Origin of the sequence: Pseudomonas rhodesiae (assembly GCF_013285305.1) — a bacterium.
Classification (GTDB): domain Bacteria; phylum Pseudomonadota; class Gammaproteobacteria; order Pseudomonadales; family Pseudomonadaceae; genus Aquipseudomonas; species Aquipseudomonas rhodesiae.
In genome coordinates, this window is the sequence record NZ_CP054205.1 from 5,350,001 (window position 1) to 5,361,874 (window position 11,874).

The following is an 11,874-nucleotide window of genomic DNA, read 5'->3' on the forward strand; positions in this document are numbered from 1 at the left end:
GCAGTGCATTGATCTCATCCATCGAGCGGAAGCTCAACAGTTCGAAGTAGCGCCACATCAACGCATCAGGAATCGACACAAGCTTTCCGTACATCACACCCGGCGCTTCCTGGATGCCCACGTAATTGCCCAAGGACTTGGACATCTTCTTAACACCATCCAACCCCTCCAATAGAGGCATGGTCAGAATGCACTGAGCCTCCTGTCCATAAGCGCGCTGCAGCTCGCGCCCCATCAGGAGATTGAACTTCTGATCCGTACCACCAAGCTCAACGTCCGCGCGCAACGCTACCGAGTCGTAACCCTGAACCAGCGGATAGAGGAACTCGTGGATCGCGATCGGCTGATTGGTGGAGTAGCGCTTGTCAAAATCATCGCGCTCCAGCATGCGTGCCACGGTGTACTGGGAGGTCAGACGGATAAAGTCTGCCGGCCCCATCTGATCCATCCAAGTGGAGTTGAACGCCACTTCGGTCTTGGCTGGGTCGAGAATCTTGAACACTTGGGTTTTGTAGGTCTCGGCATTGTCGAGAACCTGCTCGCGCGTCAACGGAGGGCGCGTCGCGCTCTTGCCACTGGGGTCACCGATCATCCCGGTGAAATCACCTATAAGGAAGATCACCTGGTGCCCCAGCTCTTGGAACTGACGTAGCTTATTAATAAGCACGGTGTGCCCTAGGTGCAGATCCGGCGCCGTCGGATCAAAGCCGGCCTTGATACGCAGGGGCTGGCCACGCTTGAGCTTTTCAATCAGCTCAGCTTCGACCAACAGTTCTTCCGCACCACGTTTTATCAGCGCTAGCTGCTCTTCAACCGACTTCATAACAGACCCGCAAGGCTCAGATTCAAAAGGGAACCAACCATACAAGATCAGGGACTAATTACAAGTTTTGCCCTGCGAACGGACACCGTTCAGCAAGCCCAGCGTTCGCGAGCTTGCGCCACAGATGATTTGGTTATATTTTATACAGTTATTTCATCTTCATCATGTCATTCATCTTTTCCATTTCATCTTTTCAAAGTCAAAATTACCTATGACCACTGAACCGTCTAAAGCGCCGCCGCTTTACCCGAAGACCCACCTGCTCGCCGCAAGTGGTATCGCCGCTCTTCTCAGCCTGGCACTCCTGGTATTCCCTTCCAGTGACGTGGAAGCCAAACGGACGTCTCTGAGCCTTGACTTGGAGACTCCGGCTGAACAACTGACACAAGATCAAGACGCTTCTGAGGTTCAACAAGCCACAAATGCTCCCGTCGAATCACCCTTCGCTCAGATAGAAAGCTCTCCCGAGGACACCCAGCAAGCCGCTCAGAGCCAGCCCGCGCCGGCTGCAACCCCTGCGAAAAACCCGCAACACCGCGAAGTGATCGTTTCTAAAGGTGACACGCTGTCTACCTTGTTCGAAAAGGTTGGCCTCCCGGCCACATCCGTAACCGAAGTGCTTGCCAGCGATAAGCAAGCCAAGCAATTCACTCAGCTCAAACGTGGCCAGAAACTTGAATTCGAACTGACCCCCGATGGCCAACTGAGCAACCTGCACACCAATCTCAGCGACCTGGAAAGTATTACGCTGACCAAGGGCGCTAAAGGTTTTGCCTTCAATCGCATCACCACCAAGCCAGTGATGCGCTCCGCCTATGTTCACGGCGTGATCAACAGCTCACTCTCGCAATCCGCCGCCCGAGCCGGCTTGTCACACAGCATGACCATGGATATGGCCAACGTGTTTGGCTACGACATCGACTTCGCCCAGGACATCCGCCAGGGTGATGAATTCGACGTGATCTACGAGCAAAAAGTCGCTAACGGCAAAGTGGTCGGCACCGGCAACATTCTTTCCGCGCGCTTCACCAATCGCGGCAAAACCTACACCGCTGTGCGCTACACCAACAAACAAGGCAACACCAGCTACTACACCGCTGATGGCAACAGCATGCGCAAGGCCTTCATCCGTACCCCGGTAGACTTCGCGCGCATCAGCTCGCGCTTCTCCATGGGTCGTAAACATCCGATCCTGAACAAGATCCGCGCCCACAAAGGTGTCGACTATGCTGCCCCGCGCGGCACGCCGATTAAGGCTGCCGGCGATGGCAAGGTCTTGCTGGCCGGCCGTCGAGGCGGTTATGGCAACACCGTGATCATCCAACACGGCAACACTTACCGCACGTTGTACGGCCACATGCAAGGGTTCGCCAAAGGCGTGACGACTGGCGGCACCGTGAAGCAAGGCCAGGTCATCGGCTATATCGGCACCACCGGCCTATCCACCGGCCCGCACTTGCATTATGAGTTCCAGGTCAACGGCGTACACGTCGACCCATTGGGCCAGAAGCTGCCGATGGCCGACCCCATCGCCAAGGCCGAGCGCGCACGCTTCATGCAACAGAGCCAACCGCTGATGGCGCGCATGGATCAGGAGCGCTCTACCTTGCTGGCATCGGCGAAGCGCTAAGCGATGCCGCGCTATATTGGAGTGATGTCCGGAACCAGCCTGGATGGCCTGGACATTGCGCTGATCGAACAAGATTCGGCGATCAAGTTGATCGCCACTCACTACATCCCGATGCCAGATACGCTGCGCGCCGACCTCCTGAGCCTGTGCGCCAGCGGGCCGGATGAAATTGCCCGCTCAGCCATCGCCCAACAACACTGGGTATCGCTCGCAGCCCAAGGCATTCATGCCTTGCTGGAACAGCAGGCGCTCAAACCGACGGACATTCGCGCGATCGGCAGCCACGGCCAGACAATTCGCCACGAGCCTTCCCGAGGCTTTACGGTCCAGATCGGCAACCCCGCACTGCTCACTGAATTGACCGGAATCACCGTCGTCAGCGACTTCCGCAGCCGCGATGTGGCTGCGGGCGGCCAAGGCGCGCCTCTGGTACCGGCCTTTCATGAGGCACTATTTGGCGAGCGCACTGGCAGCCGCGCGGTATTGAATGTGGGCGGGTTCAGCAACCTCAGCCTGATCGAGACCGACAAGCCCGTCGCGGGCTTCGACTGCGGACCAGGCAACGTACTGCTGGATGCGTGGATCCATTGGCAACGGGGCGAGCACTTTGACCGTGATGGTCAGTGGGCCGCCAGCGGTAACGTTGAGCAGCAGTTGCTCAGCACACTGCTCAGCGATCCGTTCTTCTTGACCAAGGGCCCGAAAAGCACCGGCCGTGAAGTGTTCAACCTGGATTGGCTGCAACGGCACCTTGCCCGCCTACCGACGTTCGCTCCCCAAGATGTCCAGGCAACCTTGCTGGAACTGACGTCGCTGACCATCGTCGAGTCCCTGCGAGCAGCACAAAGCCACACTGAAACCCTGCTGGTGTGTGGTGGTGGCGCCCATAACACCACGCTGATGAACCGCCTGGCCGATCTACTGCCCTCCACTCACGTCAGTACGACCGCTCCATACGGCGTTGACCCGGACTGGGTAGAGGCCATGGCATTTGCGTGGCTGGCACACTGCTGCCTGGAAGGTATCCCCGCTAACCGCCCAAGCGTCACCGGCGCGCGCGGGCTGAGAATACTCGGCGCGATCTATCCCGCCTGAACCCCAGACAGCAAAACGCCGCTTGGCCGATCAAAGCCAAGCGGCGTTTTTGTATGCGCTATCGATTAGATCGAGAACGAAGACCCGCAACCACAGGTGGTGGTGGCATTAGGGTTTTTGATCACAAAACGCGAGCCTTCCAGACCTTCCTGATAGTCCACCTCAGCGCCAGCCAGGTACTGGAAGCTCATCGGATCGACGACCAGGCTTACACCCTCGCGCTCAACGATGGTGTCGTCATCGGCCACTTCTTCATCGAAGGTAAAACCGTATTGAAACCCTGAACAACCGCCGCCCGTAACGAATACGCGCAGCTTCAAGCGATCATTACCCTCTTCATCGACCAGGCTCTTCACCTTGTGCGCAGCACCGTGGGTGAATTGCAAAGCCGTGGGGGTGAAGGATTCAACGCTCATGCTGATAATCTCCCGGCGTCGCGCCGCCATATGCGTAATGGCGGGCATTATCCGCTTCTCCTAGAAAAGCGGTCAACTATTGTTACGGTATATCAATCTGCTCGGCAGGGCTTAAAAACACAAAAGGCCCGATCAACGGGCCTTTTGCAAAGTAACAGACGCCCTTACGGCAACATGCCCGCATGGGACAAGCCCAGCTTCTCATCTAGGCCAAACAGGATGTTCATGTTCTGTACTGCCTGGCCTGACGCGCCTTTGACCAAGTTATCAATCACCGACAACACCACGACCAAGTCACCGTCCTGCGGGCGATGCACGGCGATCCGGCACACATTGGCACCACGTACGCTGCGGGTTTCCGGATGGCTGCCGGCTGGCATTACGTCGACGAACGGCTCGTTGGCATAGCGTTTTTCAAACAGTGCCTGCAGGTCTACCGAACGATCGGTCACGGTCGCGTAGAGCGTGGAGTGGATACCACGGATCATGGGGGTCAAGTGCGGCACGAAGGTCAGCCCAACGTCCTTACCGGCAGCGCGACGCAGCCCCTGACGGATTTCCGGCAAGTGACGATGCCCTTTTACCGCGTAGGCCTTCATGCTTTCCGACGTCTCGGAGTACAAAGAACCCACCGCGGCGCCGCGCCCCGCGCCACTGACACCTGATTTGCAATCAGCGATCAGACGCGAAGCATCCGCCAGGCCGGCTTCAAGCAACGGCAGGAACCCCAACTGAGTCGCGGTTGGATAGCAACCCGGCACGGCGATCAGGCGCGCCTGCTTGATCTGCTCACGATTGACTTCCGGCAGACCGTACACCGCTTCTTCCAACAACTGCGGTGCGCCGTGAGGCTGACCGTACCACTTGGCCCATTCGTCGGCGTCCTGCAGGCGGAAGTCCGCCGACAGATCGATGACCTTGGTTCCCGCAGCCAGCAACTCGCCAGCCAGTGCATGGGCGACGCCGTGGGGGGTGGCGAAAAAAACCACATCGCAGGCGCCCAAGGTTTGGGTGTCCGGGACGCTGAACGCCAGGCCGTCGTAATGGCCGCGCAGGTTCGGGTACATATCCGCCACAGCCAGGCCGGCCTCGGATCGGGAGGTGATGACCACCACCTCAGCTTGCGGATGCTGAGCCAACAGACGCAGCAATTCGACACCGGTGTAACCCGTGCCGCCGACGATACCGACCTTGACCATAAACCTGCCCTCAACGAACCCACTGGAAAGCCGTCGATAATAGGGGCCGCATCGATCTGCGACAACCGCCAACGTGACGTATGGACGCATCTGCCACTACTATCCTCGCTACCGTGAACCTGGGAATAACTAAAAATGCTCTATCTATGGGTCAAAGCCTTCCACATCGTCAGCATCGTCTGCTGGTTTGCAGCGCTGTTCTATCTGCCACGCCTGTTCGTCTACCACGCTCAAAGCGAGGACACCGTCAGCAAGGAACGCTTCAGCATCATGGAGCGCAAGCTGTACCGCGGCATCATGAATCCGGCGATGCTTGCCAGCCTTGTCTTCGGTATCTGGCTGATCGCGCTGAACCCCGGCATCTTCAGCACGGGCGGCTGGATTCACGCCAAGCTGACCCTGGTCGTGCTGCTGATCGGTTACCACCATATGTGCGGCGCTCAGGTAAAACGTTTTGCCCGTGGCGAAAACACCCGCAGCCATGTCTTTTATCGCTGGTTCAATGAAGTTCCAGTTCTGATATTGCTGGCTGTCGTAATTTTGGTGGTGGTCAAACCGTTCTAACGTCAATCAATCGGGGTACATCCAATGTCGCTGCCCGCTCTGCTCCAACAACGTCTGCGCCTACCCGTGGTGGCTGCGCCGATGTTTCTGATTTCCAACCCACAGCTGGTCCTGGCGTGTTGCCGCAACGGGATCGTCGGCAGCTTTCCGGCGCTCAACCAGCGTGAAAGCAGCGGTTTCAAAGCCTGGCTGGAAGAAATCGAAGCGGGTCTGGCGCAGTTGGATAGCCCCGCGCCCTATGCCGTCAACCTGATCGTGCATGGCAGCAACCCACGCCTTGAGGCCGACTTGGCGATCTGCGTCGAGCACAAAGTGCCGATCGTCATCACTAGCCTTGGCGCGGTCAAAGAGGTGGTGGACGCGGTGCACAGCTACGGCGGCCTGGTGTTTCATGACGTCACTACCCGGCGGCACGCCGAAAAAGCTGCCGAAGCCGGCGTGGATGGCTTGATCGCCGTGGCCGCCGGCGCCGGTGGTCATGCCGGGACCTGGAGCCCGTTCGCGCTGATCGCCGAGATCCGTCAATTCTTCGATAAAACCGTACTGCTGGCAGGCTGCCTCAACCACGGGCATGAGGTTCTCGCTGCTCAAATCATGGGCGCAGACCTGGCCTATCTGGGCACCCGTTTTATCGGCACCACCGAAAGCCACGCTCCGGATGCGTATAAAGAGATGCTGCTCACATCGCGCGCCGCTGACATCGTGCACACTCCCGCTGTCTCCGGCGTGCCTGCAAGCTTTATGCGCCAGAGCCTGGAAAACGCCGGTTTCGACTTAAATGCGTTGCAAGGCAAAGGTGAAGTCAACTTTGGCTCCAAGCTCAAACCGTTGAACGACGAAGCCAAGGCCTGGAAGACTGTTTGGTCCGCCGGCCAAGGTGTCGGTGAGATTGATGATTTACCCAGCGTCGATGAACTCGTTGCCCGCCTGAATGCCGAATACCGCGAGGCGCAAAAACAGGCGACACAGTTACACTGGCCACGCTGAACAACCCTGCAAGGCCCGCGCATTGGCACGGGCCTGCACTCCCCTAATGTTTGAATGACAAGGATGCCCGCATGAGCGACAACCGTTTCAAGATTGTGTTTGATGGAGCCTTGCTCCCGGGTGTCGAAAGCACCACGGCCAAGCTGAACCTGGCCGAACTGTTCAAAAGTGACGTCGAGGCCATCGAAAAACTCTTCACCGGCCGCACCGTCGCGCTCAAACGCGACCTGTCCCGGCCGGACGCCGAAACCTACCTGACCGCGCTGAAAAACGCCGGGGTCGATGCACGCATCGAAGCCGAGCAGCCGCTGGCCTTCAGTCTCGCCGAAACTCACGAAACGGATTCCGGCTCCACCGATTTCTCCAGCCCCGCCGCATCACCGTACGCGCCGCCACGGGCTGCCGTGGGTGACAACCTGCCGGAATATGCCACCCTCAAAGTGTTCACCATCAATGGGCGCATCGGTCGCCTGCGGTACCTGGCATGGACGCTGGTACTGACCGTCGCAATGCTTGTGGCAGCCGGCATCCTGAGCACCGTGGGTTTTGCCGTGGCGACTGCCTCGCCGACTATCGCCATCATCCTCGGCTCGCTGCTGGGTTTCGCGCTATTCGTGGCGCTCGTCGTCGTGAGCGTGCAGATCGGCGTGCAGCGCTTGCACGACCTGGGCTGGTCCGGCTGGTTGTATTTGCTTAACCTCGTTCCGCTGGTCAACAGCGTTTTCCCGCTATTACTGCTGGTATTGCCGGGTAACACAGGCGCCAACCAGTACGGCGCGCCTCCGCCGCGCAACTCCACCGCGGTCAAAGTCCTGGCTTCGCTGTGGCTGGCCTTTATCCCTTTGATGTTGATCATCGTGGTCGGCCTTGGGATGAACGGCTATCTCGATCAACTCGAAAGCAACGTAGACAGCAGCTACGAAAGCAGCTCCATGACATACGACGAGGACGCCGACCAGAGCGGTACCGTCGAGGAAGAAGACACGCAAAGTGCTGACGAAGCGGCCGACCCTGTAGACTCTCCAGATCAGTAAAGAAACGCCCCGTGTCGATGATGCCCCCATCATCGGCACGGGACGTTGCGATGGAGAAACGCATGACCCGTTACGCTCTGATCACCGGTGCCTCCAGTGGCATTGGCCTGGCTTTGGCCGAAGCATTGGCCCGTCGCGGTCGCAGCTTGATTCTGGTGGCCCGCCAGCGTGATCAGTTGGAAAGCATTGCAATCGAATTAACTCAACGCTTTGGCGTAGAGGTGCTGTTTCGCGCCTGTGACCTGGGCGAGCCGCTACGTTTATCCGGGTTTCTGCTGGAGCTTGAAGAAGGCGAGCGGCAGATCGATCTGCTGGTGAACTGCGCCGGCATCGGTACCAGCGGGCCGTTTCTGGCTCAGGACTGGATGACCGAGCAGGATCTGATCGAAGTCAACATCCTCGCCCTGACCCGCATGTGTCACGCCCTGGGGAATGCCATGGCGTTGCAGGGCGGCGGGCAGATTCTCAACGTCGCCTCGATTGCGGCTTTTCAGCCGGGCCCGTGGATGAGCAGTTATTACGCCAGCAAGGCGTATGTGCTGCATTTTTCCGAGGGCCTGCGCGAAGAGCTGAAAAGCTGCGGCATCAAGGTCTCGGTGCTGTGCCCAGGGCCGACGCGCACCGCGTTTTTCGGCACGGCAAACATGGACGCCGCCAAGCTCGAACGCAGTGACCAGTTGATGAGCCCGGAGCAAGTGGCGCTCTACACCGTACGCGCGCTGGAAAAGAACAAAGCCATCATTATTCCCGGGCGACGCAACCGCTGGCTGGCATTCAGCCCTCGATTCAGCCCGCGCTGGCTGGCCCGCAAGATCGCCGGCGCAATCAATAAGGCCTATTGCCCCCGCTGAGCGCCTGAGTACACTCAACCTGCCCTTTCATCATGGAGAAACCGCTGTGGATACTCTGTTCACCAAGATCATCAACAGAGAAATACCCGCGAAGATCATCTACGAAGATGATCAAGTCCTCGCTTTCCACGACATCGCCCCGCAGGCACCGGTGCATTTTCTGGTGATTCCGAAAAAGCCTATCCGTACATTGAACGACCTCACCGAGGCCGATAAAGGTCTGGCCGGCCATATCCTGTTCACAGCCCAGCGCCTAGCCCTGGAGCTGGGTTGCGAAGAAGGTTTCCGCGTGGTCATGAATTGCAATGAGCTGGGCGGACAAACCGTTTATCACATCCATATGCACATCCTGGGTCAGCGCCAGATGAACTGGCCGCCGGGCTGATCGCCCTATAAGCCGGGGTCAAGTCTCAAGGCTGCGACCCCATGCCCTTGATGCAGCGCAAACGCGCCCCTCTCTCTTGCGGTAAACTGGCCGCCGAGATTCTTCCCGGAGGTCAGCATGACTACCCAACGTCACTACTCGCCGATTGACCGTCTGTTGCTGCAAGCCGATACGGCCATGCGCACGCTGCTGCCCTTCAGCGGCCAACCTTACCGTCCATCTCCCGCTCTGCTGCAGCCCGATGTGCAGATGAACGAGGCCGACACCCGTCACGTCGCCGGTTTGATGCGCATCAACCATACCGGCGAAGTGTGTGCCCAGGCGCTGTATCAGGGCCAGGCGCTGACCGCCAAGCTGCCGCAAGTGCGCGCGGCCATGGAACATGCGGCAGAGGAAGAAATCGACCACCTGGCGTGGTGCGAACAGCGCATCCGTCAACTGGGCAGCCACCCTAGCGTGCTGAACCCGCTGTTCTACGGCTTATCGTTTGGCATCGGCGCCGTGGCGGGCCTGGTCAGCGACAAGGTCAGCCTGGGTTTCGTCGCGGCCACGGAACATCAGGTGTGCAAGCATCTGGACGAGCATCTGGAACAACTGCCCAGTGAAGACGACAAGTCCCGCGCCATTCTTGAACAGATGCGCGTCGACGAAGAACACCACGCCGAAAGCGCCCTGGACGCCGGCGGCTTCCGCTTCCCGGCACCGGTACGCTTCGGCATGAGCCTGCTGGCCAAGGTCATGACCAAAAGCACGTACCGCATCTGACCCAAACGGCAGACGCAAAAAAGGGCGCTTTCAAAGCGCCCTTTTCTTTGGTCGACGGGTTATCAACCCAACTCGACGATCTCGTAATCATGGGTAATGGCCACACCGGCCGCGCCCAACATGATCGACGCCGAGCAGTATTTTTCGGCCGACAATTCGATGGCACGTTTGACCTGAGCCTCTTTCAACCCCCGGCCTTTCACCACGAAGTGCATATGGATCTTGGTGAAGACCTTCGGATCTTCGCTGGCGCGCTCTGCGTCTAGGAAGGCTTCGCAGCTTTCTACGGCCTGACGGGATTTTTTCAGGATGCTGACCACATCGAAATTGCTGCAACCACCTACACCCAGCAGGAGCATTTCCATCGGGCGTACACCCAGGTTACGGCCACCGGCTTCCGGCGGGCCATCCATGACCACCACATGGCCACTGCCCGACTCACCGAGGAACATGGCTTCGCCCGCCCATTGGATGCGTGCCTTCATCGCCCAGACTCCACTGCTTAAAAAGGGTCGCCAGCTTAGCACAGGGGCCGATCACGGCAGTGCATCCCATGAAAGTGAATCGATAACAGGGTTTGCTCGGTAAATTCCCTAATCGAGTCAGAATGTGTCTGTTAAGCTGGCGTCAAATCGATGGCTCATTGCCACACTTTATCCAGCTTGTCTCTGTGCCGATACGCTGCATACAACAACGCCAACCCCTTTGCGACGCCTTTTCGGGATACAACCATGGTTGCCCTTACTCCCATACCCAAGATCAAGAACATAGACAAGTTGCTGATGCACTGCCAACGCCGACGTTATCCGGCCAAGCACAACATCATCTGTGCCGGCGAGCGTTCCGAAACGCTGTTCTTTATCGTCAAGGGTTCCGTCACCATCCTGATCGAGGATGAAGATGGCCGGGAAATGATCATTGCCTACCTCAACACAGGGGACTTTTTCGGCGAACTGGGCCTGTTCGAACAGGCCGGCAAGGAACAGGAACGCAGCGCCTGGGTGCGCGCGAAGGTGGAATGCGACGTGGCCGAGATCAGTTACGCCAAATTCCGCGAACTGGCGCAACACGATCCCGATATTCTTTACGCCCTCAGCGGCCAGATTGCCCAACGCCTGCGCGACACCACGCGCAAGGTCGGCGACTTGGCGTTCTTCGACGTCACCGGGCGCGTGGCCCGTTGCCTGCTGGAGTTGTGCAAGCAGCCGGATGCCATGACCCACCCCGATGGCATGCAGATTAAAGTCACGCGCCAGGAAATCGGGCGCATTGTCGGTTGTTCGAGGGAAATGGTCGGTCGCGTACTCAAGGACTTGGAAGAACGCAACCTGGTGCACGTCAAAGGCAAGACGATGGTGGTGTTCGGCACTCGCTAGACCGGCATGAAGCTGGCCAGCATCTGGCGGTACAGCGTGTCCAATCGACTGATGGCATCCGGCGCAGGGAACGCCTCATGCAAGGCGATGTGACGGTCGGCCCGGACTCGCTGCTCCAGCCCACAGGCTTGGTTGAAGCGATTGACCGCCGCGATCAGTTCTTCGCGATCGTTTTCCAGCAACAGCGCCCCATGCACCAGCCCCACCGGGCGGCCGCCGCTCTGGCGCCAGCGCTGGGCAGTGCCGACCATTTTGCGGCCATTGAGGTTGACGTTGTAACGACCGTCACAGAAGGCACCTTCGATTTCCCCGACGGAGGCGTCGCCGCCCAGCTCGATCAACAGATCGCAGATCGGCTGGCACAAACGCTGGTAACCGGTCTCGATGCGATTCTGATCGCCTTCGCTGCGTGGTGGAGCATAGACCAGCGCAATGTTGACCGTAGCGCTGGACTGGGGCACCGGTTCGCCGCCGGTTTCGCGCAAGAGCACCGGCCAACCGGCATCCGCAGACACGCGACTGGCGACATCGAAAGCAGGCAATCTGCTCAAGCGGCGTGGCATCACCAATGCCTGATCGCTGGGCTGCCAGAACAACAACCCAAACGCCTGCTCACCCGCGCAAACGGCGGCCAATAAGGCTTGCTCCGCGGCAAGACCTGCTTCAACACGCATCGACACTGGCTGGATCAACGAGCACCTACCTATCTGAACAAACACAAACTCAAATGTGAGAGGGGGCTTGCCCCC

Annotated in this window: 14 protein-coding genes (1 of these 14 running past the window's edge); 9 read left to right on the forward strand and 5 right to left on the reverse strand. The window is 58.7% G+C overall.

All coding sequences use genetic code 11. The features are described 5' to 3' along the window. Positions 1 to 823, reverse strand: partial view of a tyrosine--tRNA ligase gene (gene tyrS / locus HRH33_RS24285; RefSeq protein ID WP_167417609.1) — the 5' portion only. The gene continues 377 nt to the left of window position 1, outside the view; the window shows 823 of its 1,200 coding nt (coding positions 1–823); it begins with the start codon at positions 821 to 823; the stop codon falls past the left edge of the window. 211 nt (positions 824 to 1,034) lie between these two features. Here tyrS and HRH33_RS24290 point away from each other — a divergent pair, with 211 nt between their 5' ends. Beyond that, positions 1,035 to 2,453, forward strand: coding sequence for a peptidoglycan DD-metalloendopeptidase family protein (locus HRH33_RS24290; RefSeq protein ID WP_167417610.1), 1,419 nt, complete (start codon positions 1,035 to 1,037; stop codon positions 2,451 to 2,453). 3 nt (positions 2,454 to 2,456) lie between these two features. Next, complete coding sequence (locus HRH33_RS24295) at positions 2,457 to 3,548, forward strand: anhydro-N-acetylmuramic acid kinase (protein WP_034139523.1); 1,092 nt, start codon at positions 2,457 to 2,459, stop codon at positions 3,546 to 3,548. A gap of 65 nt (positions 3,549 to 3,613) precedes the next feature. Here the strand turns inward: HRH33_RS24295 and erpA are convergent, their stop codons facing one another. Then, positions 3,614 to 3,964 (reverse strand): iron-sulfur cluster insertion protein ErpA, encoded by a 351-nt coding sequence (gene erpA, locus HRH33_RS24300; RefSeq protein ID WP_007906865.1) that lies wholly within the window; start codon positions 3,962 to 3,964, stop codon positions 3,614 to 3,616. 164 nt (positions 3,965 to 4,128) lie between these two features. Further along, positions 4,129 to 5,163 (reverse strand): N-acetyl-gamma-glutamyl-phosphate reductase, encoded by a 1,035-nt coding sequence (gene argC, locus HRH33_RS24305; protein WP_034115262.1) that lies wholly within the window; start codon positions 5,161 to 5,163, stop codon positions 4,129 to 4,131. Positions 5,164 to 5,298: 135 nt separating this feature from the next. Here argC and hemJ point away from each other — a divergent pair, with 135 nt between their 5' ends. The 6 genes from hemJ to coq7 all read left to right on the forward strand — a co-directional run bounded on the left by hemJ (position 5,299) and on the right by coq7 (position 9,749). Continuing rightward, positions 5,299 to 5,727 (forward strand): protoporphyrinogen oxidase HemJ, encoded by a 429-nt coding sequence (gene hemJ / locus HRH33_RS24310; RefSeq protein ID WP_094064192.1) that lies wholly within the window; start codon positions 5,299 to 5,301, stop codon positions 5,725 to 5,727. Positions 5,728 to 5,751: 24 nt separating this feature from the next. Beyond that, positions 5,752 to 6,714 carry an NAD(P)H-dependent flavin oxidoreductase gene (locus HRH33_RS24315; protein WP_167417611.1) on the forward strand — a complete coding sequence of 321 codons (963 nt, stop codon included), beginning with the start codon at positions 5,752 to 5,754 and terminating at the stop codon, positions 6,712 to 6,714. 71 nt (positions 6,715 to 6,785) lie between these two features. Continuing rightward, positions 6,786 to 7,748: a DUF805 domain-containing protein gene (locus HRH33_RS24320; RefSeq protein ID WP_167417612.1), complete on the forward strand. Its 963-nt coding sequence runs from the start codon at positions 6,786 to 6,788 to the stop codon at positions 7,746 to 7,748. Between the two features lie 62 nt (positions 7,749 to 7,810). Beyond that, positions 7,811 to 8,599, forward strand: a complete 789-nt coding sequence (locus HRH33_RS24325) for an SDR family NAD(P)-dependent oxidoreductase (protein ID WP_047882516.1) — start codon at positions 7,811 to 7,813, stop codon at positions 8,597 to 8,599. A 46-nt stretch (positions 8,600 to 8,645) separates the two neighbouring features. Next, complete coding sequence (locus HRH33_RS24330) at positions 8,646 to 8,984, forward strand: histidine triad nucleotide-binding protein (RefSeq protein WP_167417613.1); 339 nt, start codon at positions 8,646 to 8,648, stop codon at positions 8,982 to 8,984. 117 nt (positions 8,985 to 9,101) lie between these two features. Then, on the forward strand, positions 9,102 to 9,749 hold the full coding sequence (gene coq7, locus HRH33_RS24335) for a 2-polyprenyl-3-methyl-6-methoxy-1,4-benzoquinone monooxygenase (RefSeq protein WP_083377941.1): 648 nt from the start codon (positions 9,102 to 9,104) through the stop codon (positions 9,747 to 9,749). A gap of 62 nt (positions 9,750 to 9,811) precedes the next feature. Here coq7 and HRH33_RS24340 read toward each other — a convergent pair whose 3' ends face one another. After that, a complete protein-coding gene (locus HRH33_RS24340; protein WP_034101039.1) occupies positions 9,812 to 10,234 on the reverse strand; it encodes an OsmC family protein in 423 nt (140 codons plus the stop codon). A gap of 246 nt (positions 10,235 to 10,480) precedes the next feature. Between HRH33_RS24340 and crp the strand changes: the two genes are divergently transcribed. Next, complete coding sequence (gene crp / locus HRH33_RS24345; protein ID WP_034101041.1) at positions 10,481 to 11,125, forward strand: cAMP-activated global transcriptional regulator CRP; 645 nt, start codon at positions 10,481 to 10,483, stop codon at positions 11,123 to 11,125. On the opposite strand, the gene HRH33_RS24350 is transcribed toward crp, so the two are convergent. Further along, positions 11,122 to 11,817 (reverse strand): lipoate--protein ligase family protein, encoded by a 696-nt coding sequence (locus HRH33_RS24350; RefSeq protein ID WP_040267161.1) that lies wholly within the window; start codon positions 11,815 to 11,817, stop codon positions 11,122 to 11,124. The two genes, crp and HRH33_RS24350, sit on opposite strands and share 4 nt — an antisense overlap. Between the last annotated feature and the right edge of the window lie 57 nt (positions 11,818 to 11,874).